General features: G+C 65.5%; 23 protein-coding genes. 14 read left to right on the top strand and 9 right to left on the bottom strand.

What is annotated here, in order from left to right:
- The first annotated feature begins 110 nt into the window (after positions 1-110).
- The 9 genes from flgK (at position 111) to GGC30_RS09030 (ending at position 10,643) form a co-directional block, all read left to right on the top strand.
- A complete protein-coding gene (gene flgK, locus GGC30_RS09070) occupies positions 111-2,210 on the top strand; it encodes a flagellar hook-associated protein FlgK (RefSeq protein ID WP_228763687.1) in 2,100 nt (699 codons plus the stop codon).
- Complete coding sequence (locus GGC30_RS09065) at positions 2,207-3,172, top strand: flagellin (protein WP_153923556.1); 966 nt, start codon at positions 2,207-2,209, stop codon at positions 3,170-3,172. Before flgK ends, GGC30_RS09065 begins: the two co-directional genes overlap by 4 nt.
- Before the next feature lie 66 nt (positions 3,173-3,238).
- Positions 3,239-4,477, top strand: a complete 1,239-nt coding sequence (locus tag GGC30_RS09060; RefSeq protein ID WP_153923555.1) for a putative DNA modification/repair radical SAM protein — start codon at positions 3,239-3,241, stop codon at positions 4,475-4,477.
- Entirely contained in the window at positions 4,477-5,931 is a 1,455-nt protein-coding gene (locus GGC30_RS09055) for a UdgX family uracil-DNA binding protein (RefSeq protein ID WP_153923554.1), read from the top strand. Before GGC30_RS09060 ends, GGC30_RS09055 begins: the two co-directional genes overlap by 1 nt.
- A 228-nt stretch (positions 5,932-6,159) precedes the next feature.
- Positions 6,160-7,275 (top strand): ABC transporter permease, encoded by a 1,116-nt coding sequence (locus GGC30_RS09050; RefSeq protein ID WP_153923553.1) that lies wholly within the window; start codon positions 6,160-6,162, stop codon positions 7,273-7,275.
- A complete protein-coding gene (locus GGC30_RS09045; protein WP_153923552.1) occupies positions 7,272-8,048 on the top strand; it encodes an ABC transporter ATP-binding protein in 777 nt (258 codons plus the stop codon). Before GGC30_RS09050 ends, GGC30_RS09045 begins: the two co-directional genes overlap by 4 nt.
- Before the next feature lie 12 nt (positions 8,049-8,060).
- The gene (locus GGC30_RS09040) at positions 8,061-8,999 is read left to right on the top strand and encodes an MlaD family protein (RefSeq protein WP_039246448.1); all 939 of its coding nucleotides are present in this window, start codon (positions 8,061-8,063) and stop codon (positions 8,997-8,999) included.
- Complete coding sequence (locus GGC30_RS09035) at positions 8,996-9,646, top strand: ABC-type transport auxiliary lipoprotein family protein (protein ID WP_370451933.1); 651 nt, start codon at positions 8,996-8,998, stop codon at positions 9,644-9,646. The genes GGC30_RS09040 and GGC30_RS09035 overlap by 4 nt, the downstream gene beginning before the upstream one ends.
- A gap of 94 nt (positions 9,647-9,740) precedes the next feature.
- The gene (locus GGC30_RS09030; RefSeq protein ID WP_153923551.1) at positions 9,741-10,643 is read left to right on the top strand and encodes a hypothetical protein; all 903 of its coding nucleotides are present in this window, start codon (positions 9,741-9,743) and stop codon (positions 10,641-10,643) included.
- A gap of 3 nt (positions 10,644-10,646) precedes the next feature.
- Here GGC30_RS09030 and uvrA read toward each other — a convergent pair whose 3' ends face one another.
- The 3 genes from uvrA to GGC30_RS09015 all read right to left on the bottom strand — a co-directional run bounded on the left by uvrA (position 10,647) and on the right by GGC30_RS09015 (position 14,657).
- Positions 10,647-13,592, bottom strand: coding sequence for an excinuclease ABC subunit UvrA (gene uvrA, locus GGC30_RS09025; RefSeq protein WP_153923550.1), 2,946 nt, complete (start codon positions 13,590-13,592; stop codon positions 10,647-10,649).
- 110 nt (positions 13,593-13,702) lie between these two features.
- Positions 13,703-14,197 carry a group III truncated hemoglobin gene (locus GGC30_RS09020; protein ID WP_153923549.1) on the bottom strand — a complete coding sequence of 165 codons (495 nt, stop codon included), beginning with the start codon at positions 14,195-14,197 and terminating at the stop codon, positions 13,703-13,705.
- Positions 14,198-14,222: 25 nt separating this feature from the next.
- The gene (locus GGC30_RS09015; RefSeq protein WP_153923548.1) at positions 14,223-14,657 is read right to left on the bottom strand and encodes a hypothetical protein; all 435 of its coding nucleotides are present in this window, start codon (positions 14,655-14,657) and stop codon (positions 14,223-14,225) included.
- Between the two features lie 175 nt (positions 14,658-14,832).
- Here GGC30_RS09015 and GGC30_RS09010 point away from each other — a divergent pair, with 175 nt between their 5' ends.
- Positions 14,833-16,443 carry an ABC-F family ATP-binding cassette domain-containing protein gene (locus GGC30_RS09010; RefSeq protein ID WP_153923547.1) on the top strand — a complete coding sequence of 537 codons (1,611 nt, stop codon included), beginning with the start codon at positions 14,833-14,835 and terminating at the stop codon, positions 16,441-16,443.
- 6 nt (positions 16,444-16,449) lie between these two features.
- On the opposite strand, the gene GGC30_RS09005 is transcribed toward GGC30_RS09010, so the two are convergent.
- The 4 genes from GGC30_RS09005 to GGC30_RS08990 all read right to left on the bottom strand — a co-directional run bounded on the left by GGC30_RS09005 (position 16,450) and on the right by GGC30_RS08990 (position 19,978).
- On the bottom strand, positions 16,450-18,027 hold the full coding sequence (locus GGC30_RS09005; RefSeq protein ID WP_153923546.1) for an EAL domain-containing protein: 1,578 nt from the start codon (positions 18,025-18,027) through the stop codon (positions 16,450-16,452).
- Positions 18,028-18,117: 90 nt separating this feature from the next.
- Positions 18,118-18,555: a flagellar basal-body protein FlbY gene (locus GGC30_RS09000; protein WP_153923545.1), complete on the bottom strand. Its 438-nt coding sequence runs from the start codon at positions 18,553-18,555 to the stop codon at positions 18,118-18,120.
- Positions 18,552-18,854: a rod-binding protein gene (locus GGC30_RS08995; protein WP_153923544.1), complete on the bottom strand. Its 303-nt coding sequence runs from the start codon at positions 18,852-18,854 to the stop codon at positions 18,552-18,554. Before GGC30_RS08995 ends, GGC30_RS09000 begins: the two co-directional genes overlap by 4 nt.
- A gap of 2 nt (positions 18,855-18,856) precedes the next feature.
- A complete protein-coding gene (locus tag GGC30_RS08990; RefSeq protein WP_091747795.1) occupies positions 18,857-19,978 on the bottom strand; it encodes a flagellar basal body P-ring protein FlgI in 1,122 nt (373 codons plus the stop codon).
- 183 nt (positions 19,979-20,161) lie between these two features.
- Here GGC30_RS08990 and GGC30_RS08985 point away from each other — a divergent pair, with 183 nt between their 5' ends.
- The 3 genes from GGC30_RS08985 to gltX all read left to right on the top strand — a co-directional run bounded on the left by GGC30_RS08985 (position 20,162) and on the right by gltX (position 22,612).
- Complete coding sequence (locus GGC30_RS08985) at positions 20,162-20,587, top strand: flagellar assembly protein FliX (protein WP_153923543.1); 426 nt, start codon at positions 20,162-20,164, stop codon at positions 20,585-20,587.
- Positions 20,588-20,766: 179 nt separating this feature from the next.
- A complete protein-coding gene (gene dksA, locus GGC30_RS08980; RefSeq protein WP_017504616.1) occupies positions 20,767-21,201 on the top strand; it encodes an RNA polymerase-binding protein DksA in 435 nt (144 codons plus the stop codon).
- Positions 21,202-21,277: 76 nt separating this feature from the next.
- Entirely contained in the window at positions 21,278-22,612 is a 1,335-nt protein-coding gene (gene gltX, locus GGC30_RS08975) for a glutamate--tRNA ligase (RefSeq protein WP_153923542.1), read from the top strand.
- Positions 22,613-22,627: 15 nt separating this feature from the next.
- Here gltX and GGC30_RS08970 read toward each other — a convergent pair whose 3' ends face one another.
- Both GGC30_RS08970 and GGC30_RS08965 read right to left on the bottom strand, forming a co-directional pair.
- Positions 22,628-22,921 carry a hypothetical protein gene (locus GGC30_RS08970; protein WP_017504618.1) on the bottom strand — a complete coding sequence of 98 codons (294 nt, stop codon included), beginning with the start codon at positions 22,919-22,921 and terminating at the stop codon, positions 22,628-22,630.
- 105 nt (positions 22,922-23,026) lie between these two features.
- Positions 23,027-23,632, bottom strand: coding sequence for a TIGR00730 family Rossman fold protein (locus GGC30_RS08965; RefSeq protein ID WP_153923541.1), 606 nt, complete (start codon positions 23,630-23,632; stop codon positions 23,027-23,029).
- A 111-nt stretch (positions 23,633-23,743) separates the two neighbouring features.
- On the opposite strand from GGC30_RS08965, the gene GGC30_RS08960 reads away from it, so the two are divergent.
- The coding region (locus GGC30_RS08960) for a hypothetical protein (protein WP_194943567.1) at positions 23,744-24,372 on the top strand (629 nt) is incomplete at its 3' end.

Below are 24,372 nucleotides of genomic sequence, written 5' to 3'. Positions count from 1 at the left end.
AACGCTTTATGCGAGAGGGCGCGGCGCGTGGCTGGGCAAGAACTGCGCGTCGCGATGCAGCGGTTGCCGGGTAGGGCGGGGGAGACGCGTCAATGTCGCTGAACTCGATCATGAACATTGCGACCTCAGGGCTGAAGACCGCCCAGTCGCAGTTGCGTGTCACCGCCGACAATATCGCCAACGTCGATACGCCCGGATACATCCGCAAGGTCGCCGATCAGTCGGCCGCCGTCACCAATGGCTATGGTTCGGGTGTCGACGTCACGCGGGTGCGTCTGGCGACAGACCGTTTCCTGCAGGCGGCCAGCCTCAGCGCCGGGGCGGACGCCGCGCGCCAGACCGTGCGCTATGAGCTGTACGACCAGATCCAGAACCAGTTCGGCGATCCCAGCAGCGACACCAACTTCTTCGCTCAGGTCGACAAGCTGTTCGCCACCTATGCGACCCTGGCCGAAAGCCCGACATCATCGGCCGGGCGTCAGGATACCATCTACAAGACCCAGGCGATCTTCAATCAGGCCGCCGGCATCGCGTCCCAGATCCAGTCAGCGCGTCAGGAGGCGGACGGCCGGCTGCTGAGCGCGGTCGAGACGGTCAATCCTCTGCTGGAACAGATCGCCAAGCTGAACAAGACCATCGCCGCCGGCACGGTGACGAACGAGGATGTGACCGGTGCCCAGAACGCCCAGCTCGGCCTGATCAACGAACTGTCCAAATATATGGATGTGAAGGTCGAGGCGCGCTCGAACGGCGGCGTGACGCTGCGCACCAACACAGGCACGACCCTGGTGGGCGAGGGGGCGGCGACGCTGTCGTACCAGGCGGCCGGTACTGTGGACGCCATGACGGCCTTCTCGGACATCATGATCACCGAGCCCAGCGGCACGCGCTGGCCGCTGTTGGACGGCGTGTCGTCCGGTCAGATCCGGGGTCTGGTCGAGATGCGCGATGTCGATGCGCCGGCGGCCGCCGCGCGCCTGGGTGAGTTGACGGCCAAACTCGCGGACGAACTGAACCGCGCCCATAACGCAAACAGCAGCGTTCCTGCACCGACCACCTTGACGGGGCGCAACACCGGCCAGTCGCTGGAGAACGCCCTGACCGGCTTCACCGGCACGACGACCATCTCGGCGGTCAATGCGTCGGGCGTGGTGCAGGCCTCGGCCCGGATCGTCTTTTCCGGCGGCACAATGACGATCAACGGCGCCGCCGCGGATCCGACCACCTTCCTCAGCGTGCTGAACGCCCAACTGGGCGGCACGGCGACGGCGAGCTTCTCGGACGGCCAACTGCGCTTGGACGGGGCGGGCGGAAATGGCGTCGCCATAGCCGACGACGCGACCTCGCCCAGCACGAAGGGCGGGCGCGGATTTTCGCACTGGTTCGGCCTGAACGACCTGGTCGCCACGACGACGCCGACCTTCTACGAGACGGGCCTGACCCTGACGTCTCAGCATGGGTTCGATCCGGGCGGGAGCCTGACCTTGCGCTTTGCCGGCCCGTCCGGGGCGCGTCTTCGTGACATCACCGTGTCCGTGCCCGCCGGGACGGGAACGATGGGCGAGATGTTGGGCGCGCTGAACGACCCCATCACGGGCGTCGGCCGCTATGGCGCCTTCAGCCTGGATGCAGCGGGCAAGCTGTCCTTCAAAGCCTACGACCCGTCTGCGACGTCGATGAGCGTCGTGAAGGACAATACGACCCAAGATCCGTCCGGCGTTTCAATGTCGCAACTGTTCGGCCTGGGCGCGACCGGGTCGACGCGGGCGGGCGCCTATACGGTGCGCAGCGACATCCAGCAGGACCCCGGCAAGCTGGCCTTGGCGCAACTGAACCTGTCGGCAGCGTCGGGGACGCCGGCCCTGAGCAAGAACGATGGGCGTGGCGGCCTGGCGCTGGGCGATGTGGGCAAGAAGAACGTCGCCTTCGCAGCAGCCGGCGGCAATGCCGGCGGGACCAAGACCCTGTCGTCCTATGCGGCGGACTTCGCCGGCGAGATCGGCGGCAAGGCCTCGGCGGCCAAGACCCGCAGCGAAACGGCAAGCGCCCTGGTCAAGGAGGCGGACAGCCGCCGCACCTCGGCCGAAGGCGTGAACATGGACGAGGAACTGGTCAATATGACCACCTTCCAGCAAGCCTATAACGCCTCTGCGCGCCTGATCCAGGCGAGCAAGGACATGTACGACGTACTGCTCGGAATCCTGCAATGACGCGCGTCGCGACCCACGGGAACTACCAGTCGGCCTTGCTCAGCCTGATGAACGCGCAAGGCCGCGCGCAGCAGGCGCAGGAGCGGATCGATAGCGAGAAGATCGCCACCGACATGTCCGGCTACGGCCGAGGCGCAGAGCAGCTGACCAGCCTGACGTCGACCCAGGCGCGACTGGAGGGCTTCATCTCCACCGGCGAGGCCGTGAAGGCGCGGCTGAGCGCCCAGGATCTGGCCATGAGCCGCATCTACGAGGGCGGCAATGCGGCGCGCGAGGCCATTGCAAACAGCCTGGCCGCCGGGCGGATCGACAATCTGATGGTCGAGCTCGGTCTGAACTATCAGACTGTGCAGGGGGGACTGAATGCGGAACACCAGGGCTCATACCTGTTTGCGGGCGGCCAGAGCGACATCGCTCCCGCCACAGCCGCGACCATGGCTGATTTGACGGCGGCGCCGTCTACCGCCGCGACCTTCGCCAACGACATTTTGAAGCAGAAGTCGCGCATCGACGAGAAGACCACGGTCGAGACCGGGTTTCTGGCCAGCGAGATCGGCGGGCCGCTGACTGAGGTGTTTCGCAACATTCAGGCCTTCCAGAACGGCACGGCTGTGACCGTCGGCGGCGTGACCTATACGCCAGCCGGCGCGGGCACGCTGACGGGACAGCCGGACGCCAACGTCACCGCGTTTTTGAAGGCGCAGATGGGCGAACTGGACAAGGCGAATGCGGGACTGACGAACCAGACGGCCAAAAACGGTCTGATCCAGAACCACGTCGAGACGGCGCTGGACGCCCAGGAAAATCAGAAGACCGCCCTGCAGAAGATGATGCAGGACAAGTCCGGCTATGATCCGGCACGGGCGATCACCGATCTGCAGATGGCGCAGGTGGCGATCGAGGCTTCGGCCCAGATCATCAACTCGCTGAAGAGCACGTCGCTGCTCAATCTGCTGCGTTAAGTCGTCGTTTCAAAAAAGAAAACGGCAACGCTGGACCAAACATCGTTCTGGAACGTATCATGAACGATGGCCCGTCTCGATCTGCGTCGAAAACTCTCCGTTCTGGCTGACGCCGCCAAGTATGACGCCTCGTGTTCGTCGTCGGGAACGTCGAAACGAAACTCCGTTGGCGGCAAGGGGATCGGCTCGACCGAAGGCATGGGCATCTGTCACGCCTATACGCCGGACGGTCGATGCATCAGTCTGCTCAAGATCTTGCTGACCAACTTCTGCATCTACGACTGCGCCTATTGCATCAATCGCGTGTCGTCGAACATGGAACGCGCGCGCTTCGATGTCGACGAGGTGGTCGACCTGACGCTCAACTTCTACAAGCGCAACTATATCGAGGGTCTGTTCCTGTCGTCGGGCATCATTCGATCCGGCGACTATACGATGGAGCAGCTGGTCCTAGTGGCCAAGACGCTGCGGGAAGTCCACGATTTCCGGGGCTACATTCATCTGAAGCTGATCCCGGAGGCGGATCCGAAGCTGGTGGAGATGGCGGGGCTGTATGCCGATCGCCTGTCGGCCAATATCGAACTTCCGCGCGACGAGGCGCTGGCGCGACTGGCGCCGCAAAAGGATGTTGGGGTCATCAAGAAGGCGATGAGCCAGGTGCGCCTTGGCGTCGAGGCGGCCAAGCCGGCCAAACGTGAAAAGATCAAACCGCCGAAGTTCGCGCCGGGCGGCCAGAGCACCCAGCTGATCATCGGCGCCGACGGCGCGCCGGATACGGAAATCCTGGATCGCAGCGCCTCGCTCTACTGCGGTTACGGCCTGCGCCGCGTCTACTATTCGGCGTTCAGCCCAATCCCGGACTCTAGTTCGATCCTGCCGCTATCCAAGCCCCCGCTGATGCGCGAGCATCGGCTGTATCAGGCCGATTGGCTGATGCGGTTCTATGGCTTCTCCGCGCCGGAGATCGGCGAGGGCACATCGAACGGCATGCTCGATCTGGCGGTCGACCCCAAACTGGCTTGGGCTCTGAACAAGCGCGAGCAATTTCCCGTCGATGTGAACCGCGCGCCGCGCGAGATGCTGCTCCGTGTGCCGGGGCTGGGCGTGAAGGCGGTGGACCGGATTGTCTCGGTGCGCCGCTATCGGACCCTGCGGCTGGAGGACGTCGGACGGCTGACGCGATCGGTGGCGAAGATCCGGCCCTTCATTACGGCGCTGGACTGGACGCCAGGCGGTCTGACGGATGCGGCGGACCTCAAGGCGCGCGTGACCAGCCGAACGCCCGAGCAGTTGAGCCTGTTCTGATGGCGGTGGCGACGCTGGACGGTGAGACCGACTTCGACGGCTGGCGGAAAGCGGCGCGCGCGCTTCGATTGGCGGGTGTGGAGCCTGCGGCGGCGCGGTTCGTCGTGGTGGGGGCGGTGGAACAGGGCGGGCTGTTCGATCAGCCGATTGCCGAAGAAACGTCGCCGACGCCGGATGACCGCAGAGCTTTCAACGTCCCGAAAGAGTTCGTGGATCTGGCCCAGAACCTGATCCTGCATCGATCCGCTGACCGTTTTGATCTGATGTACCGGCTGCTATGGCGGCTGAAGGATGAGCCGGACCTGATCAAGGTCATTTCGGACCGGGACGTCGCCGACGCGCTGGGGCGGGTCAAGAACGTCAGCCGCGCCTCGCACAAGATGAAGGCCTTCGTTCGCTTTCGCCAAGTGCATGACGATTTGGGCGAAGCTTGGGTCGCATGGTTCGAGCCGCCGCATCGGGTTCTGGAAAAGACCGCGCCGTTTTTCCAACGGCGGTTTACGACCATGCGCTGGTCGATCCTGACGCCGGATGGTTCGGCCTTCTGGGATGGAGAAGCCCTGCGGTTCGGGCCGCCGGCGACCCGCGACATGGCGCCGGCCGAAGACGAGATCGAGGATTTCTGGAAGACCTACTACGCCTCGACCTTCAATCCAGCGCGGCTCAAGGTGAAGACGATGCAGGGTGAGATGGCCAAGTCCTACTGGAAGAACCTGCCGGAAGCCGCCCTGATCCCGGAACTGGTCGCGGCGTCGTCGGTTCGAACCGAAACCATGGTCGCTACGCCGTCTCCTCAGCCCAATTCGCGCTTCGCGCGCGCCGTCGCGCCAGACCTGCATCTGGCGCGTCCCGACGCCGAGGCCGTGCCCGAAAACCTCGACGATGTCGCCAGCGGCGTTCAGGCCTGCCGCCGCTGCCCGCTATACCGCGACGCGACGCAAGGCGTGTGCGGGGAGGGGCCGAAGTCGGCGCGTCTGATGATCGTCGGCGAACAGCCGGGCGATCAGGAGGATCTGGCAGGCCGCGCCTTCATAGGGCCGGCTGGACAGGTGCTGAACGCCGCCTTGGCCGAGGCCGGTATTGATCGATCCGACGTCTATGTCACCAACGCGGTCAAACACTTCAAACACGAGCCTCGCGGCAAACGTCGCCTGCACAAGACGCCGAATGCGGGCGAGGTTCAGGCCTGCCGCTGGTGGCTGGACTCGGAGCGAAGGCTGATCAAGCCGCAGGTCGTGCTGGCCCTGGGGGCGACGGCGGGTCTGGCGTTGCTAGGTCGCAAGACCGCCGTGATGCAGGAACGCGGCGCGCCGATCGACCTGAGCGATGGATCGACCGCCGTACTGACGGTTCACCCCTCCTATCTGCTGCGTCTGCCGGACGAGGCGGCGAAGTCCGAGGCGAGACGGTTGTTCATTGAGGATCTGGAGGCCGTGCAGCGTCGTATGAGGTGACGCGAGAACGAATCCCGTTCGGCCGCGTTTGGCATCAGCGCCAGCGTGACCGTTGGACGTTTCATCGGGGGAGGCGATCTCGACACGGTCGATCGACAAACATCCGCGCGAATGTCATCGCGCGTTGACATCGAATGCCGGCTTGACCATTAGCGCGGCAGGGATTTCGGCTGTCTGTTCAGAGGGTCAAGGGAAAATCGCGATGTCAGACCGGTCTTCAGGGGCGCGATGAACACGGCCGCATACGAAATCGTCGATAGAGATGGCGAGGCCCGTCTGCGCCTGACCGGCGACTGGACGACCACGGCGCTGGGTCGTCTGCCGACGGAACTGAGCCGCGATCTGGAAGGCCGCGATATCGCCAGCATCGACACCTCCGATCTCGGTCGCTTCGATACCGCCGGCGCGCTGGCTCTGGTGCAGGCTTCAAGCGGCCGCCTGGCCAAGAGCCAGTGGAAGGATCGACCGGAGGCCGGTCGCATCTATCACATGATCGAACTGCTGGAGCGCCAGAGCGCCCCTGCGCCGAAACGCCCCAGCGCCTTCGTGCGCACCTTCGCCAAGATCGGCCGTGGCGTTTACGATTTCGGCGGCGAGGCCATGTTGTCGCTGGCCTTTCTGGGTCGGCTGATGGCCGCCGTGGTGGAAGCCGCCAAACATCCCGGCGGCATCCGTTGGCCGGCCTGGGTCAGTCAGGCCGAGCGCGCCGGTCTGGACGCCATTCCGATCGTCATGATCACTAACTTCTTCATCGGCGCAGTCATCGCCTTCATCGGCGTGGACCTGCTGACCGACTTCGGCGCCCAAGTGTTCGCGGTTCAGCTGATCGGCGTCGCCATGTTCCGCGAGTTCGCCGTGGTCATCGCCTCGGTTCTTCTGGCGGGACGTTCGGCCTCGGCCTTTGCGGCCGAAATCGGGTCGATGCGGATGAACCAAGAGGTCGACGCCATGCAGGTCATGGGCGTCAATCCGTTCCAGGCCCTGGTGATCCCGCGCGTCGCGTCGCTGGTGCTGATGCTGCCGCTGCTGACCTTCATGGGCATGATCGGCGGTCTAGTCGGCGGTCTGGTCGTGTGCTGGAGCTCGCTGAATCTCGGTCCGTCCTTCTTCTTCCAGCGTCTGGTCGAAGATGGCACGATGGCCCAGCATCTAATGGTTGGTCTGGTGAAGGCGCCGGTCTTCGCCCTGGTGATCGCCGCCATCGGTTGCCGTCAGGGCATGTCGGTCGCTGGCGACGTCGAAAGCCTGGGCCGGCGCGTGACGGCCGCCGTGGTTCAGGCCATCTTCGCCATCATCTTCCTGGACGCCGTGTTCGCCCTGGTGTTCCTGGAGCTGAACATATGACCGAAGCACCAGAAAACCTGATTGAGGTGCGCGGCCTGTTGAGCCAGTTCGGCGAGCGCACCATCCACGAAAACCTCGACCTCGACCTGGTGCGCGGCGAAGTCATGGGCGTCGTCGGCGGATCGGGCGCGGGCAAGACCGTACTGCTGAACACCATCATCGGACTGAAAGAGCCCGAGGGCGGGTCGGTGAAGGTGCTGGGCTACGACCGTGCGACCCTGACCGACGATCAGTCGGCGGACATCGAGCGCCGCACCGGCATCCTGTTTCAGCAGGGCGCGCTGTTCTCGTCGCTGAGCGTGCTGGAGAACGTTGCCTCGCCCTTGGTCGAGCACACCAAACTGCCCAAAGCGATCATCTATGAACTGGCCGAACTCAAGATCGCCATGGTGGGCCTCAAACCCGAGCACCACCACCTGAAGCCCGCCGAGCTGTCGGGCGGCATGAAGAAGCGCGCCGGCCTGGCGCGTGCGCTGGCGCTGGACCCGGAACTGGTGTTTCTGGACGAGCCGACGGCGGGTCTGGACCCCATCGGCGCGGCCGCCTTCGACGATTTGATCCGGCAACTGGCGGACGACCTGGGTCTGTCCGTCTTCATGATCACCCATGACCTCGATACGCTCTACGCCATCTGTGACAAGGTGGCGGTGCTGGCGGACAAGCGGGTCGTGGAAAAGGCCACGGTGCAGGAGCTGGAAGGCTCCGACCATCCGTGGATCAAGGAATATTTCCTGGGGCCACGCGGACGCGCAGCCACCAAGTCTGCCGCCTGAGGAGAGCGGATCATGGAAAGAGACGCACATTACGCCGCCGTCGGCATCGCCACAGTCGCCCTTCTGGCGGCTCTGGCGGTGTTCACCATCTGGCTGGCCCGGCTGCAGTTCAACAGCGACTACGACATGTACGACATCGTCTTCTATGGGCCGGTGAACGGCCTGTCCGAAGGCGGCGAGGTCCATTTCAACGGCATCCGCGTCGGCGAGGTGACCGACCTGAACATCGACACCAAGCGCGGCGACCAGGTGATCGCCCGTGTCCGCGTGGACGGCACGACGCCGGTGCGCGTCACCTCGCGCGCGCAGCTGGAGCCGCAAGGCATCACCGGCTTGAACTACATCCAGATCACTGCCGGTTCGCCCAACAGCGCCCTGCTGAAAGAGCAGTATCCGGACAATGTCGTGCCCGTGCTGCAAAGCCAGCCGTCGCCGATCGCTGAACTGTTAAGTGGTTCGGGCACGGTTCTGGCCCAGACCGTGGATGCGCTGAACCGGATCAACCGCGTCATGTCCGATGACAATATCCGCAGCTTCTCCACCAGCGTGAAGAACGTCGAGGCGCTGACGACGGAACTGGAAGCCCGCAAGGCCATCTTCCAGCAGTTGGAAGAGGCCGTGACCAACGCCAACGCGGCGGTGAAGGAATACCAGGCCCTGGCCGTCGACACGCGTCAGATCATCAATACGGACGGTCGCCAAGCCATCGCCAATATCAACTCGGCGACGGCGGAAGCCCGCACGGCGATCGCCTCGGCCAACCGTTCGATCACGGGTCTGGAGCGTCCGCTGGGTGACTTTGCGACGACCAGCCTGCCGCAATTGACCGGCACGATTGAAGAGCTGCAAGACGCCACCCGGTCTCTGCAATCCCTGATCGACGACGTCCGCGCCAGCCCGCGCGACTTTATCGGTCGTCCGAAATCCAAAGAGCTGGAGGTGCAGCCGTGATCCTTCGTCCTGTCCTTCGACTGGCGGCGTCCGCCGCTGTCCTGACCGCGCTGAGCGGATGCGCTCTGCTGTCGTCGCCGGACCCGGTGCAGAACTATCGGTTCGGCCTGCCGATGGCCGCGCCGTCGTCGGTGGGCGACACGCCTGCGCCTCTAACGGTCTCGATCCGCCGCATCGAGTTCCCGCAGGCGACCGGCGACGACAAAATCCTGGGCGTCACGGGTCTAGAGACGGCCTATATTGGCGGCGCACGCTGGGTGTCGCCGGCCTCGACCCTGTTCGACGACAGCTTGAAGGCGGCCTTCGCCAACCGAGCGGATCGCATTCGCGTGCTGGGTCGCCGCGAGCCGGGGACGCCGCCGCTGATCCTGCAAGTCACGGTCACGACGTTCGAGGCGCGATACGCCGCGCCGGGAGCCGTGCCGGATGTCGTCGTGACCGCGCGGGCGCAGCTGCGCTCCACCCCGGAACGGCGCGCTGGCGGCGGGACCATTCGTCCCGAGGAAGGGCGCTCGGTCGAGCGGGTGTTCACGGTGACCCAGCCTGCCGGCGACAATCGCGTGTCCGCCATTGTTGCAGCTTTCGACACGGCGACGCGCGACATCAACACCCAGATCGCGGACTGGACGATCGCCTCCGCGAACTGAGGCGGTCGAACGTATGACGCCGTGACGGCGGCGGTGCGGGACGTAGGCTTGCGTATGCGCTAGGGTAAGCCGCGAATCTGCTCACGGAGTTGTCATGAGTTTTTCCGCCACCGACGCGGCCTTCGAAGGCTTCCGGGTCGTTCGCCGGCATCCGATCGTCGCGGTCGCCTGGGGCCTGGTCTATCTGGCCGTCTATGTCGCCATGTTCGGCCTGGGCGCAGACAAGTGGGCCAGCCTGATGGCGGCGGGTGAAGCGCTGGAACAGTCGGCCAACCCGTCGATGGCGGAGTTTCAGGCCCTGGGCCAGACCTATGCCGGAGCCCTGATCTGGGCCGCGCCCATCGGCCTGCTGGTTGGCGCGGTGCTCAGCGCCGCGGTGGCGCGCTCGGTCTTGCGGCCGGACGACTCGTCGTGGGGCTATCTGCGGCTCGGCATGGATGAGGTCCGTGTTCTGGCGGTCAGTCTGATCGTCAGCCTGGCTGTCGGTCTGGCGTCGGGCGTCGGCATGATGGTGGTCGGTGCGGCGATCGGTTTCGGCGCGGCGTCGGACCAGGCGCTGCTGATCTTGGCCGGCGTGCTGCTGATCTTCGCCGTCTTCGCCCTGATCGTGTGGCTGGCGATCAAGTTCAGCCTTGCGGTGCCGATGACGATCGATCGTCGCAAGATCACCATCTTGGAATCGTTCGCCGCCACCAAGGGACATTTCTGGTCGCTGCTGGGCATGGCCGTGATCGCCATCATCATGTCCCTGATCGTCAGCATCCTGGGCATGATCATCGGCGCAGCGGCAGACCTCGCCACCGGCGGCATCCAGACGCTGGCGCGCTTCGACGGCGAGGGACTGGGTCAGATCCTGATGCAGGCCTGGCCGGCGATCCTGGTGTCGTCGATCGTCAACGCCTTCCTCGCCGCGCTGCAACTCGCGGTCCTGTATGCCCCGTTCGCAGCGGCCTGGAATGGGCTTCGAGGCGGTCAGTCGACCGACGTCTTTTCCTGACGATCAGGCCGACGCCTTCACCCTTTTCTTTTTGGCCGGAGCATCGACGGACCCGCCCAGGGCCGCCACACGCGCCTTGCGGCGGTCTTCGTGCCGATCCAGCACCTCCTTGAGGTATTTGCCGGTCCAGCTGGCCTTGTTGTCCGCGACCTGTTCGGGCGTGCCGACCGCGACGATCTCGCCGCCGCCGTCGCCGCCCTCGGGACCGAAGTCGAGCAGATAGTCGGCGACCTTGATGACATCGAGATTATGCTCGATCACCACGATGGTGTTCCCGGCCTCGACCAGTTCCTGAAGCACTTCCAGCAGCTTGCGCGTATCTTCGAAGTGCAGGCCGGTGGTCGGCTCGTCGAGGATGTACAGGGTGCGGCCCGTCGCGCGCTTGGACAGCTCTTTGGACAGTTTGACACGCTGGGCCTCGCCGCCCGACAGGGTGGTGGCGGGCTGGCCGACCTTGACGTAGCCCAGGCCGACCCGTTCGAGCGTCAGCATCTTGTCGCGGATCGGCGGCACGGCCTTGAAGAAGCTGGCGGCCTCCTCGACGGTCATGTCCAGCACGTCCGAAATGGACTTGCCCTTGAACACGATCTCCAGCGTCTCGCGGTTGTAGCGTTTGCCCTTGCAGACGTCGCAAGTGACATAGACGTCGGGCAGGAAGTGCATCTCGATCTTGATGACGCCGTCGCCTTGGCAGGCTTCGCAACGCCCGCCCTTGACGTTGAAGCTGAACCGGCCGGGGCCGTAGCCGCGCGCCTTGGATTCCGGCAGGCCGGCGTACCAGTCGCGGATAGGGCCGAAGGCGCCGGTGTAGGTCGCGGGGTTCGAGCGCGGGGTGCGGCCGATGGGCGACTGGTCGATATCGATGACCTTGTCGAAATGCTCCAGGCCTTCGATCCGATCGAAGGGGGCAGGAGCTTCCGAGGCATTATTCAGCCGACGCGCGGCGGCCTTGTACAGGGTCTCGATGGTGAAGGTGGACTTGCCGCCGCCCGAGACGCCGGTGATGCAGGTGAAGACGCCGACCGGGATTTCGCCGGTGACGCTCTTCAGATTGTTGCCGCTGGCGCCGCTGATCTTCAGCATCCGCTTGCGGTTGATGGGGCGGCGACCCTCGGCGGGGATTTCGATCTCGCGCTCGCCGGTCAGGTATTTGCCGGTCAGGGACTTGGGGTTGGCCATGACTTGGGCCGGCGTGCCCTCGGCGCAGACCTGGCCGCCATGAACACCGGCGGCCGGGCCCATGTCGATGACGTAGTCCGCAGTCAGGATGGCTTCTTCGTCATGCTCGACCACGAGGACCGAGTTGCCGAGATCGCGCAGCCCCTTCAGGCTTTCCAGCAGGCGGGTATTGTCGCGTTGGTGCAGGCCGATGGACGGCTCGTCCAGCACATAGAGGACGCCGGTGAGGCCCGAGCCAATCTGCGACGCCAGGCGGATGCGCTGGCTCTCGCCGCCCGACAGGGTGCCGGAGGATCGCGACAGGTTCAGATAGTCCAGGCCGACGTTGTTCAGGAACCGCAGCCGGTCGCAAATCTCCTTCAGGATTCGCCGGGCGATCTCCATCTGCTTTTCGGTCAGGTTCTCTTCCAGCGTCGAGAACCACAGATAGGCCTTGGAGATCGACAGGGTGGAGATGTCGGCGATGTCCTCGCCGCCGACCTTGACCGCCAGGGCCTCGGGCTTCAGACGCTTGCCGTGACACGCGTCGCAGGGCGTCTCGGACTGATAGCGAGCCAGTTCCTCGCGCACCCAGGCGCTGTCGGTCTCGCGCCAGCGGCGCTCCAGGTTCGGCAGGACGCCCTCGAACGGTTTGGAGACCTCGTATTTGCGGGCGTTGTCGTCATAGACGAACTTGATCTTCTCGGACCCCGTGCCATGAAGAATGGCCTTGTGCGCCTGGGCGGGCAGGTCGCGCCACGGCTTGTCCATCGAGAAGCCGTAGTGGAGGCTCAGCGACTGCAGCGTTTGAGTGTAAAGCGGCGACGGCCCACGCGCCCACGGCGCGACGGCGCCCTTGTGCAGGGTCTTGTCGCGGTCCGGGATCACCAGATCGGCATCAAAGGCCAGCTTGACCCCCAGGCCGTCGCAGACCGGGCAGGCGCCGAAGGGGTTGTTGAATGAGAACAGTCGCGGCTCGATCTCGCTGATGGTGAAACCGGACACCGGACAGGCGAACCGCTCCGAGAACAGCAGGCTGCGCGGCGCGGTCTCGCCTTCCGCCGTCGAGGCCCATTCAGCGTTGGCGATGCCGTCGGCCAGACCCAGCGCCGTCTGTAGGCTGTCGGCGTAGCGCGCTTCCTGATCCGGCTTGGTGACGATCCGATCCACGACGATGTCGATGTCGTGCTTGAACTTCTTGTCCAGCGTGGGCGCTTCGTCGATTGGATAGAACTGGCCGTCGATCTTCAGGCGCTGGAAGCCCTGCCGCTGCCACTCGGCGATTTCCTTCCTGTACTCGCCCTTACGGCCGCGAACGACGGGGGCGAGCAGCAGGATGCGCTCACCATCGGGCAGGGCGACCAGCTTGTCGACCATCTGGCTGACGGTCTGGCTCTCGATGGGCAGGCCGGTCGCCGGCGAATAGGGCACGCCGACCCGCGCCCACAGCAGACGCATATAGTCGTGGATCTCCGTCACCGTGCCGACGGTCGAGCGCGGATTCTTGGACGTTGTCTTCTGTTCGATGGAGATGGCCGGGGACAGGCCTTCGATCAGATCCACGTCCGGCTTGCCCATCAGCTCCAGGAATTGGCGGGCATAGGCCGACAAGCTCTCGACATAGCGCCGCTGGCCTTCGGCATAGATGGTGTCGAACGCCAGCGAGGATTTGCCCGACCCCGACAGGCCGGTCATCACCACCAGCTGTTCACGCGGAATGTCGAGATCCACGCCCTTGAGGTTATGCTCGCGGGCGCCGCGAACGCGGATGAAGTTGTGCTTTTCGGTCATGCTGTCCGGAGAACGCGGAGGAGGGCCGGCGGGTCCGGCGCGACATCGCTATATGGGGACGAATTGCGTGATTGAAGCAAGAACAATGTAGGAACATTGCGGCCGGTGCATCAATCCGGCGTCCACACCTGCGTGGGCCGCACGAAACGCTCGCCCTTGGCCAGAAGCACGCCGCTGGCGTTTGCGACACCCAGTTCAAGGCTTTCGGCGATGCGGCGGGCGCGTTCAATGAAGTGGTCGGCGGCGATGGGCGGGCACAGGGCACGCGCAGTTTCGGCGAACAACTCCAGCCAGCGATCGAAATGCCGCGCATCGATGGGAAGGGGTAGGTGTTTCGGCATCGGCCGGCCCTGATAGACGCCCGTGGACAGGGCGACGGACGACCAGAACAGCTTCATCTGCGCTAAGTGCGGCGCCCAGTCGGTGATCCGGTCCGCGAAAATCGGGCCGATCAGCGCATCGTCGCGGACGCGGGCGTAGAAGTCTTCGACCAAGGCGTCGATCATGGCTTCGTCTATGCCCGTTTCGTCCCGCAGGCGCTGGACGGCGGCCTCGCGCCGCGCGGCGGCGCCGGCGGGGTCTTCGATGCGGAAACGGGTTTGCATGACGGCTGGTCTAGCCGTCGCCATCCTATTGGTCGAGGAAGTCGCCGGCGTTGAATGACAGGATGCAGATGGCGTCTCCGCCCGTCGCATCGGTCGAGCAGGAATCGACTCCGAACAGGTCGGCCTCGACCTTTGCGGTCGAGCGGAACGTGCGGCCGTCACGCTGGAATGTCGATCCGATCTTCTCGCTCCAAGGGATCAAGGCCTTGGCGAAGGCGGCGGCCGGCGCACCCGTGCAGGTAAACAGGATATATTCTGCGCCGTCCCCGTTGTCCGCGCGGCGATAGGCGTCGGCTGCGGCGGCCTGCTCCAGGCAGGCGGCATAGAGCCGCGCGTTGGGCGTCGACGCCTGGGTCGGAACGGCGCTGTAATCCGGGGCTGACGGCGGCCGGTCCGGCGCAGTCGCGCATGCGGCGCAAGCCAGTGTGGAGACGATGGCGAGGGTGATGACGGTCTTCATGATTGTCTCCTCAACGCCAAGCTTCTCACGCGGCCGTGTTCGACGCCAGACTTGCGCATTGCGGGATTACGACCCATCCTCTCTGTTCTGACGCGTTTTGCAGAAGGTTTGACGATCATGATCATCGCATTGGCCACCGGTTCCGCCCTGTCCGCCATGCTGCTCGTGATCCTCAATGCTAATCAGCCCAAGCCGAAACCCGTCCCCGTCCGCACTCGCGACACTCGACAAGGTCGCCGCTAGGACGCCGGACGGTGCCACATTATTCGACAATCTGAGCCTGACGTTCGGGCCTGAGCGCACCGGCGCCGTCGGTCGCAATGGCGCGGGCAAGAGCACGCTGTTGCGTCTGATTTCGGGCGAAGCCGCGCCGGCTGAGGGGGCTGTCGCGCGAGCTGGAACGATCGGCGTGCTGGATCAGCGTTATGAGCCGGCGCCAGACGAAACCGTCGCGCGAACCCTCGGTGTAGAATCTGCGCTGGCTGTTGTGGCGCGGGTTTTGGCGGGGCAGGGAACGGCCGAGGATTTGGCCGAGGCGGACTGGACGCTGGAGACGCGTCTTGACGAGGCCTTGCGAGAGATCGGGCTGCCTGACCTGGACCTCGAACGCCTGACGTGCAGTCTCAGCGGGGGCGAGCAGACGCGGTTGCGGCTGGCGGGTTTGAGGCTGGCCCAGCCCGATCTGATCCTGCTGGACGAGCCGACCAATCATCTGGATGCACAGGCGCGGGCGCTGGTCGCCGATGTCATCGCGCGTTGGGACGGCGGGGTCGTGGTGGTCAGCCATGATCGCAACCTGTTGCGCCGCATGGACCGAATCCTTGAGGTGTCGAGCTTGGGCGTCGCCAGCTATGGCGGCGGCTATGACGCCTATGTCGAGCGAAAAGCGCTGGAACGCGAGGCGGCGACGCGGGATCTGGCCGAAGCCCAACGCGAACTCACGCGTGTCGGCGCGGAGGCTCAACAACGCGCGGAGGCTCAGTCGCGCCGCGACGCCGCCGGCCGTCGCAAGGCCGCCAAGGGCGATATGCCGAAAATCCTGCTGGGCGCCCGGGCCGAGCGCGCTGAGAACACGGGCGGGCGCGGCGGCTTGCTGGCCGAACGTCAGGCCGCGGCCGCGCAGGATGCCTTGGCCTCAGCCCAGGCGCGCGTAGAGCGAACGCGGACGCTGGCGATCCCGATGCCGACGACCGGCCTGCCAACGGGACGGACGGTGCTGACGATGGACCAGGCGGGCTGGGCGACACCTGAGGGGCGGACGATCGTCGGGCCGGTCGACCTGAAGCTGGTCGGGCCCGAACGGGTCGCGATCACGGGACGGAACGGCGCGGGCAAGACGACCCTGCTGCGGCTGATCACCGGCGATCTTTCACCGACCACGGGCGCCGTCGATCGGCCTGTGCGTGCGGTGTTGCTGGACCAAGAGGTCAAGATCCTGCACCCGGACGAAACCTTGGTGGAAGCGTGGCGGCGGTTGAACCCGAAAGGCTCGGTCAATGACGCCCAGGCAGCGCTGGCGCGGTTTCTGTTTCGCAATACTGCGGCGCAGCGCCACGTCGGCGACCTGTCAGGCGGGGAGCGGCTGAGGGCGGGTCTGGCCTGCGTCATGACAGGCGCGACGCCGCCGCAGTTGCTGGTGTTGGACGAGCCGACCAACCATCTCGACCTGGACGCCATCGCGGCGGTCGAAGAGGCGCTGAACGCCTATGACGGCGCGTTGATCGTGGTGAGCCACGACGTGGATTTCCTTGAGGCGCTGAAGATCACGCGCACGATCAAACTCTGAAGTCGGTCAGCCCCAGGCCTCGACGGCGCCCTTGCGACGGACCATCGACGGGCTGGACAGTTGGGTTCGCGGCTCGGCTTCGGCGCGACCGAACAGCCAGCCTTGGCCGTATTCAACACCCGCCGCCTTGAGCTCGGCTGCGACGCCGTCGGTTTCGATCATCTCGGCGATGGTTTCCAGCTTCATCGAACGGCACAGTTCAACGATGCTGTGCAGCATGGCCTTGGAGCGTTGGTCGGTCTGGATGTCGCGCACGATGGCTCCGTCGATCTTGACCGAATCCACGGACAGTTTGCGTAGATAGTCGAAGGCGGCGGCCCCTGCACCGAAATCGTCGATGCAGACCTTGATACCGGCTTCGCGCAGCGCGGCCAGGCGACGGTCGGCGGCTTCGATGTCTGCAACGGCGGAGGTTTCGGTCACCTCGACCATCAGGCGACGGCGTTCCTCGGGCGCGCCGGCGGTCATGCGCAGCAACTGCTCGACGTAGGTGTCATCGCCCAGCGAGGCGCCCGAAACATTGATCGCCATCTTCAGAAGGCCGGCGCCGGGCTGGCGCATCCGCTTCAGCACCTTCTCCGCCACGGCGAGGTCGAACGACTCGATCATGTCCAACTCCTCGGCCATGCGAATGGCCTCGGCGGGTCCATTGTTGCCGTTGAAGCGGGTCAGGGCCTCGAAGTGGTGGACCGCGCGGGAGTCCAGATGGACGATGGGCTGATAATGGACCTGGAACTCGCGCGACTTGACCAGGCTGCGGAACGTTTCAGCGTCGCGGAAGGTGCGCTTTAGCGAGTCCGCGAAGGCGATTTGCGGATTGGCGAGGCCGTCGCCCTTCAGACAGCCTTCGATGGCGAACCGCATGGCGCGCAGCACGCACAGGGAATCCGATCCGGGCGGCACGGGCGAGCTGAACGCCTCCGCGCCCAGCGACAGGCCTTCGGCCCGACCGGCTTCCACGATTTCGGCGGCGATGTCGCGACGGTCGTTGGCCGGGCGCAGCAGGGCGAAGCGGACGCCGGTGACCTGCGACGCGCTCGACCCTTCGACGGCGGCGGACTGAAGCGTGGCCTCGATACGGCGGTTCAGACGGTCGGCGGCGTCGCCGGTGACGTTCTCAAGCCCCGTGATGTCAAGGAAAGACAGGGCCAGGTCGGGATTAGACTCCAGTACGCGCCCTGCGTCGGCCAGGAAATCTTCCGGCTCAAGAAGCGGGCGGGTTTCCAGATCCTCCAGCGCGAAGGCCGGGCCTTCGTAGGATATGGCGCAGGAGACGGCGGGCGCCATCTGCGGCAGGACGAAGGCGCGGAACGAGGCGCGGCGCACGCGGTCAGGTCCGGCCGCCACCAGGATCGATGTCGCGGGAATACGCACGCCGGCCTTCATGCCTTGCAGGGCGGTCAGGGTGGATGCGCCGTCGTGCAGCAGATCGAGCAGGGGACGGCCCGTCCAGGTCGCGCCTGCGTCTTCGCCGGCCACGGCGCCCGCGCCGATCGCAAAGGCGACCACGCCTTTCGGATCCACCTCCACCAGGGTGTCGGCGGAAGCGAAGGCCAGGCCTAGGAGGCGAGTGGTCAGCGTCATGAGGCCATGCTGGCACACAGTCGCTTAAAAAATAGGCAATGACCCTTAGGACGCGAACCGTGATCTGCGAACGGCGAAGGACCGTCCCGTTCAGGCCATGCGGTTCAGGGCGACAGCGCGTCCGTCGCCCAGCGAGGCGCGGCCGTCGGCGGCATAGGCGGAGGCGGGGGGGCGGGCGGCGGTGACCTCCGCCGCGATGGCGCGGACTAGGCCCTCGGAAATTTGACGCGCGGCGTCGACGGCGCGGCTGTGACGAGTCAGGACGGCGTCGAACTCACGCGTGGCGTCGACCAGTGTCCTGCGGTCTTCGAGTGGAGCGCCGCTTAGCAGCGACGGATTGGCCTTCACATGGGCGGAATCGCGACGGTAGAGATTGGCCATCTCCTGGGTTTCCGACAGACCGGCCGCCACATCCTGAGGACGGCCATCGGCGAAGGCGGCTGTTTCGGCCTTCAGCCGCTCGGTCAGGCGCAAGGTCAAGGTCGTCAACTGACGAACCCGCGCCTGGGCCAGTTCGGTGTCGCTCATGGCCGGCCCTCCTGCATCTTCAGCATTTCGGCCATGACGGTGTTGCTCAGGCCGATGCCGCCGGCCTTCACCGTGGACTTGGCCATTTCGTCCAACATGAAGCTGCGCCATGTCGCCTCGCCCTGACCGCCGCCGAACAGGCCGTCGGTCGACAGGCCTTCGAACATCGGCTTCAGCATCTGGGAGATGAAGGTGGCCTCGAAGGCCTTGGCGGTTTCCTCGATCTTGTCACGGTTCACGGCCGTGGGCGCGGCCGCGGCGGGGCGCAGCAGATCGGCGGAGACGGTCAGGTCGGTCATGCTCACATCACCTCGATGTCGGCCTGCAGGGCGCCGGCGGCCTTGATGGCCTGCAGGATGCTGATCATGTCGCGCGGGCTTACGCCCAAGGCGTTCAGGCCGTTGACCAGGGTGGACAGGTTGGCCCCGCCGCCGACCAGCCGCATCTGGGTGCCCAGATCCTCCTCGACGTTCACCTGGGTCGAGGGCACGACGGCGGTCTGGCCTCGGCTGAAGGGCGCCGGCTGACTGACCTGCGGCTGTTCGTCCACCGATATGGTCAGATTGCCCTGGGCGATGGCGACGCGAGAGATGCGCACGGCGTCGCCCATGACGATGACGCCGTTGACCTCGTCGATGATGACCTTGGCGGGGGTGTCGACGCTGACGGCCAGGTTTTCGATCCGGCTGATGAAGCCCGCCATGCCCAGTTCACCAGGCGCGCGCAGGGCGACGACCGTGCCGTTCTCAGCCAAAGCCGACCCTGGATAGGCGGCGTTCACGACGGCGGCGACACGCTGGGCGGTGGTGAAGTCGGGGTTGCGCAGATTCAGGCGCACCTCGTTCATATTGGCCATCTGGAAGCCGGTCTCGCGCTCGACCAGGGCGCCCGAGGCGATGCGGCCGGCGGTCGGCACGCCGCGCGTCACCGACGACCCAGAACCGCCCGACGCCGAGACGGCCCCGGTCTGGACCGAGCCTTGCGCCACCGCATAGACCTGACCGTCCGCGCCTTGCAGGCTGGTGACGACCAGCGAACCGCCCAGCAGGCTCTTGGCGTCGCACATGGAGGCGACCGACACGTCGATGCGCGAGCCGGGCGTGGCGAATGCGGGCAGGTCGGCCGTGACCATGACGGCGGCCATATTCTTGGTGTTGGCGTTGGCGCCGCGAATGTTGACGCCCAGCCGCTCGGTCATGCCTTCCAGCGATTGGCGGGTGAAGGGGCAGTTGCGTAAGGAGTCGCCCGTGCCGTTCAGCCCCATGACCATGCCGTAGCCGACCAACTGGTTGCCGCGCACGCCCTCGACGGCGGCGATGTCCTTGATGCGCGACTGCGACTGGGCCAACGCCGAGGTCGCACCACCGGCGACGACGAGCGTCGCGGCGACGGAGGCGATCAGGCGGGCAAGCAGATTTTGCATCGGTCAGGCGTCCACGCAACGTTACGCCGTCATCAGTGCGAGGATCGTGCCGGAGAATTAACGACGTGAATTCAATGTCGGTCGGCCTTTGACGGTCAGAGAAGCGGCAGGATTTGCCGGGGCGTTAACCAAACAGTCATCGCCGCCCGTCATCCATGATTTCATGACGCGGAGCACCTGCACATGAAGGTTGTCGGCCCCAACGGCGTCAGCACGCCTGCCAGCACACGTCCGGCGCGATCTGCCAGCGGCTTCTCGCTAGGGCAGACTGCGGCGACCCCTGCGCCTGCTGCACCGACCGCCAGCGCAGCGACGGGCGGGGTCTCTGACGTGTCAGCCTTGATGGCCCTTCAAGGGGTCGAGGGGCCGATGGAAAAGCGACGTCGCGCGATCCGGCGCGGCAGCGGTCTTCTGGATCGCCTTGACGAAATCAAGCTGGCCCTGCTGAACGGCGACGCCGACGAGGGGGCTCTGGATCGTCTGGCGCGGAGCCTGCGCGAGGAGCGCGCCGCCGACGACGACAAGGACTTGGGCGCCCTGCTGGATCAGATCGACCTGCGCGCCTCAGTCGAACTGGCGAAGGCGGAAATGCGCCGCAACCGCCCCTGATACGAAATAATCGTCTGACATCAGGCGGCTAAGCTTTAGCAGTGAGTGACTTTTGCCACTGTCAGGCGGTTAGTCGCCCTATTTTCATCACGGAATCGAGAACCGCGTTGCCGCGACTCGACGGGCTGATTATACGGCCATCTACGCCACAGGGGGGCGTGTTAGAGAGCGTGAGATCGATGAGCGCCTTGGCGTCCGTTGTGTCCGACGAAACCGGCCCGTATCGGCCGTCTGACAGCGAGCCGTTCATGAACGAACGGCAGCAAGCCTATTTCAAGAAGAAGCTGCTGGCCTGGAAGGATGAGATCCTTCGCGAGTCCAAGGGCACGGTCGTCAATCTGAAGGCCGAGACCGAAAACCACCCCGATCTTGTGGACCGGGCATCTTCGGAATCCGATCGCGCGCTGGAGTTGCGCACCCGCGACCGCCAACGCAAGTTGATCTCCAAGATCGACGACGCGCTGCGCCGGATCGAGGACGGCTCCTACGGCTACTGCGAGGACACGGGCGAACCCATCAGCCTGGGTCGTCTGGAAGCCCGTCCGACGGCGACCCTGTCGGTCGAAGCCCAGGAACGCCACGAACGCCGCGAACGCGTTCACCGCGACGACTGAGGTTTAAGCCTTCCGCGCCTTGACTTCGTCGGGTTGCGGGGCGACCTAGCCGCCTCGCTTTCGAGGTCGTCTATCCATGTCCGTCAAGGTTCGTTTCGCCCCGTCGCCCACGGGTAAGCTGCACGTCGGCAATGTCCGCACCGCCTTGGTGAATTGGTTGTTTGCCAAGGGGCAGGGCGGATCGTTTGTGCTGCGCATCGACGACACCGACCTGGCGCGCTCCACGCCCGAGTTCGAACAGGGGATCGAAGACGACCTGACCTGGCTGGGGATGCCGTGGGACGAGCGTTACAACCAGTCCAAGCGGTTCGAACGCTACGAAGAAGCGGCCGCTAGGCTGAAGGCGTCGGGGCGGCTTTATCCCGCCTATGAGACCGCTGACGAGCTGGACCGTCGGCGCAAGGTGCAACTGTCGCGCGGCCTGCCGCCGATCTATGACCGCGCGGCGCTGGAACTGACCGAAGAGCAGAAGGCGGCTTATGAAGCCGAAGGGCGTCGTCCGCATTGGCGCTTCAAGCTGGACGGCAAGCGCGTCGCCTGGGAAGACCTGGCGCGCGGTCATGCGGAGGTGGACACAGCCTCGATGTCGGACCCGGTGCTGATCCGCGAGGACGGCCTGTTCCTCTATACCCTGCCGTCGGTCGTCGACGACATTGACATGGCCATCACGCACATCATCCGGGGCGAGGATCACGTCACCAACACCGGCGCGCAGATCGAAATCTTCGAAGCGCTGGGCGCGACGGTCCCGGGGTTCGCCCACATGCCGTTGCTGGTCGGCGCCGACGGCGCTGCCTTGTCCAAGCGTCTCGGATCGCTGTCGATCAGCGACATGCGCGACCAAGGCTATGAGCCGATCGCGATCACCAGCCACCTCGGCCGGATCGGGACGTCTGATCCGTTGGAAGTCGGCGCCTCGGTCGAGGCTCTGGGTCAGAGCTTCGCCTTCTCTAAGATGGGCCGTTCGCCGGCGCGTTACGATACGGCCGATCTGGACCGGCTGAACGCCCAGGCGCTGCACGTCATGGACTATGCGACGGCGCAACCGCGTCTTCAGGCTCTCGGCGCCGATCTGGGTGAAACCTTCTGGAATACGGTTCGGGGCAATCTGACGAAGTTCGCCGACGTCGCGGACATGGCGCAGATCGTCCGTGGTCCGATCCAACCGGTGATCGAAGATGCGACCTTCATTGAAACAGCGCTGCGGCTGCTGCCGGAAGTGATCGACGAGAACGCTTGGTCGGCGTGGACCTCGGCCGTCAAGGCCGAGACGGGCGCGAAGGGCAAGGCGCTGTTCATGCCGTTGCGTCTGGCGCTGACGGGGCAGCAGCACGGGCCGGACATGGCGGCCATGGCGCCGCTGATCGGTCGCGAAACCATCCAGCGGCGTTTGAGAGGCGAGGCGGCCTAAGCCGCCTCACGCATTCTAGGCATTGCAGACAGCCAGTTCGTCGGCGCTCAGGGCGACACCCTTGTAGGAGAAGGCGGTCACCGGACCGAACTTCTGAACCACGCGGCGGCAGGCGCGCGTCGCGGGCTGTTCCGTGCCGCCTGCGGCGGTGCAGGTCGCGCCTTCGCAGGACCAACGAGCGCCGTCGATGATGGTGGCGCGTGCAGGCGCCTTGGCGGCGTCGGCCAGCGTCAGGCTGGTGGCGGCGGGGGCTTGGGCGACCGCAGGGGCGGCGGCGAACAGGGCGGCGGCGATCAGCAGAGCGCGCATTGAAAACTCTCCGAAATGAAGAACGGCGTCATGCCGCTGCGCTCCCATGTCAGTTTTCGATAAAAACTGTCAAGACGCGCGCAGCGGATTATGAGCGATGATCACTTATCGATGATCATGTTTCAATTGCGGCGCATCGCCGCCGGCCTGAACCTGCGTCATCGCCTCTTCGACGGTTTCGGCGACGGTCCAGGCGTCCAGGAACGACGGCGGCGTCATTCCTTCTGCGACGCTGTGCTTCATCAAGTCGAAGAAGCCGTTCCAGAAGCCGTTCAGGTTCAGGAAGACGACTGGCTTGTGATGCAGGTCCAACCGCTTCCAGGACAGCAGCTCCACAACCTCTTCCAGGGTGCCGATGCCGCCGGGCGCGACCACGAAGGCGTCGGACTGGTCGTACATCAGTTGTTTGCGTTCGTGCATCGAAGTGACGACGACGGTCTCGACCTCGTCGAACAGGCGTTCGCGGCTGCGCAGGAAGGCCGGCATGATGCCGACGACCCGGCCGCCTGCCTCATGCGCGCCGCGCGCCGAGGCCCCCATCAGGCCCACGCCGCCGCCGCCATAGACCAGCCGCCAGCCGGCCTCGGCCGCGACCTTGCCAAACGCGTAGGCCGCCTCGGTATAGGTGGGATCGGCGGTCTCGGAGGCGCCGCAGAACAGGCAGACGGAAGAGCCGTCGAACGGCAGGAACGAAACGGGGGGCAGGGACATGGAGCCTCGAAGAAAACGAATAGGCGGCCTGGCCATGGCCAAACCGACGGCGCTCAAGCTAACACAGGCTCGAGCCGCTGGGTCGCCAGTCCTATATCGTAGAGGCGCAGGATGAAACGTCGGATGATGGTCGCGTGTGTCGCCGTCCTGGCTGCCGCAGCCTGTTCCGATCAGCAGGGCGGCGTGGCGGGGCCGACGGGGGCCGACGAGGCCTCGCCCTGGGTTCGCCCGCCCCAGATTGATGGCGTGATGCGCGACGGCGGCGTTCTGGTGCTGCGCGGCGGGGCGGGGCCCAATGCGCGCGTCGTGCTGCGTGCGCCGGATACTGCGGCCGTGGCGACGACGGCGGACGGCGCGGGGCGGTTCGAACTGCGACTGCCGCCTTTGAGCGGCGATGTGCGCTTTACGCCCGAGGTGCAGGTGGGCGAGGACGCCGCCGTCTCGCCTGAGACGCTGGTGGTGATCCAGGGCGGGGCTGGTCCCGTCGCCCTGATTGCAGCAGGCCAGCCGACTGTCCGGCTCGATGGCGGCGAGGGGCTGGATGCGGTGGATTCGGACGGCGCGACTCTGATGGCTTCAGGCCGGACGAATGGAGCGGCTCCCTCGGTCAATATCAACGGCGCAGATATGGCGCCGACGGCGATCGGACGCGGCCGCTGGCGGGCCGTCATCGGACAGTCGGGTGGGGCGACGATCACGGTGAATGGAAAGCGCTTCGACTATCCCGGCGCGGGGGCGAC

This window comes from Brevundimonas sp. SPF441 (assembly GCF_009661015.1).
GTDB classification, from domain to species: Bacteria; Pseudomonadota; Alphaproteobacteria; order Caulobacterales; family Caulobacteraceae; genus Brevundimonas; species Brevundimonas vesicularis.
This window is presented reverse-complemented; position numbering and strand designations above follow the sequence as displayed.

Excerpts from the sequence above, each read along its gene's own strand:
- GGC30_RS09010 (WP_153923547.1), top strand. The coding sequence starts at position 14,833 with ATGCTAATCAGCCCAAGCCGAAACCCGTCCCCGTCCGCACTCGCGACA.
- GGC30_RS08985 (WP_153923543.1), top strand. The coding sequence starts at position 20,162 with ATGAAGGTTGTCGGCCCCAACGGCGTCAGCACGCCTGCCAGCACACGT.
- GGC30_RS09015 (WP_153923548.1), bottom strand. The coding sequence starts at position 14,657 with ATGAAGACCGTCATCACCCTCGCCATCGTCTCCACACTGGCTTGCGCC.
- uvrA (WP_153923550.1), bottom strand. The coding sequence starts at position 13,592 with ATGACCGAAAAGCACAACTTCATCCGCGTTCGCGGCGCCCGCGAGCAT.
- GGC30_RS09020 (WP_153923549.1), bottom strand. The coding sequence starts at position 14,197 with ATGCAAACCCGTTTCCGCATCGAAGACCCCGCCGGCGCCGCCGCGCGG.
- GGC30_RS08970 (WP_017504618.1), bottom strand. The coding sequence starts at position 22,921 with ATGCGCGCTCTGCTGATCGCCGCCGCCCTGTTCGCCGCCGCCCCTGCG.
- dksA (WP_017504616.1), top strand. The coding sequence starts at position 20,767 with ATGAGCGCCTTGGCGTCCGTTGTGTCCGACGAAACCGGCCCGTATCGG.
- GGC30_RS09000 (WP_153923545.1), bottom strand. The coding sequence starts at position 18,555 with ATGAGCGACACCGAACTGGCCCAGGCGCGGGTTCGTCAGTTGACGACC.
- GGC30_RS08995 (WP_153923544.1), bottom strand. The coding sequence starts at position 18,854 with ATGACCGACCTGACCGTCTCCGCCGATCTGCTGCGCCCCGCCGCGGCC.
- GGC30_RS08990 (WP_091747795.1), bottom strand. The coding sequence starts at position 19,978 with ATGCAAAATCTGCTTGCCCGCCTGATCGCCTCCGTCGCCGCGACGCTC.
- flgK (WP_228763687.1), top strand. The coding sequence starts at position 111 with ATGAACATTGCGACCTCAGGGCTGAAGACCGCCCAGTCGCAGTTGCGT.
- GGC30_RS08965 (WP_153923541.1), bottom strand. The coding sequence starts at position 23,632 with ATGTCCCTGCCCCCCGTTTCGTTCCTGCCGTTCGACGGCTCTTCCGTC.
- GGC30_RS09030 (WP_153923551.1), top strand. The coding sequence starts at position 9,741 with ATGAGTTTTTCCGCCACCGACGCGGCCTTCGAAGGCTTCCGGGTCGTT.
- GGC30_RS09045 (WP_153923552.1), top strand. The coding sequence starts at position 7,272 with ATGACCGAAGCACCAGAAAACCTGATTGAGGTGCGCGGCCTGTTGAGC.
- GGC30_RS09050 (WP_153923553.1), top strand. The coding sequence starts at position 6,160 with ATGAACACGGCCGCATACGAAATCGTCGATAGAGATGGCGAGGCCCGT.
- GGC30_RS09065 (WP_153923556.1), top strand. The coding sequence starts at position 2,207 with ATGACGCGCGTCGCGACCCACGGGAACTACCAGTCGGCCTTGCTCAGC.
- gltX (WP_153923542.1), top strand. The coding sequence starts at position 21,278 with ATGTCCGTCAAGGTTCGTTTCGCCCCGTCGCCCACGGGTAAGCTGCAC.
- GGC30_RS09005 (WP_153923546.1), bottom strand. The coding sequence starts at position 18,027 with ATGACGCTGACCACTCGCCTCCTAGGCCTGGCCTTCGCTTCCGCCGAC.
- GGC30_RS09040 (WP_039246448.1), top strand. The coding sequence starts at position 8,061 with ATGGAAAGAGACGCACATTACGCCGCCGTCGGCATCGCCACAGTCGCC.
- GGC30_RS09055 (WP_153923554.1), top strand. The coding sequence starts at position 4,477 with ATGGCGGTGGCGACGCTGGACGGTGAGACCGACTTCGACGGCTGGCGG.
- GGC30_RS09060 (WP_153923555.1), top strand. The coding sequence starts at position 3,239 with ATGGCCCGTCTCGATCTGCGTCGAAAACTCTCCGTTCTGGCTGACGCC.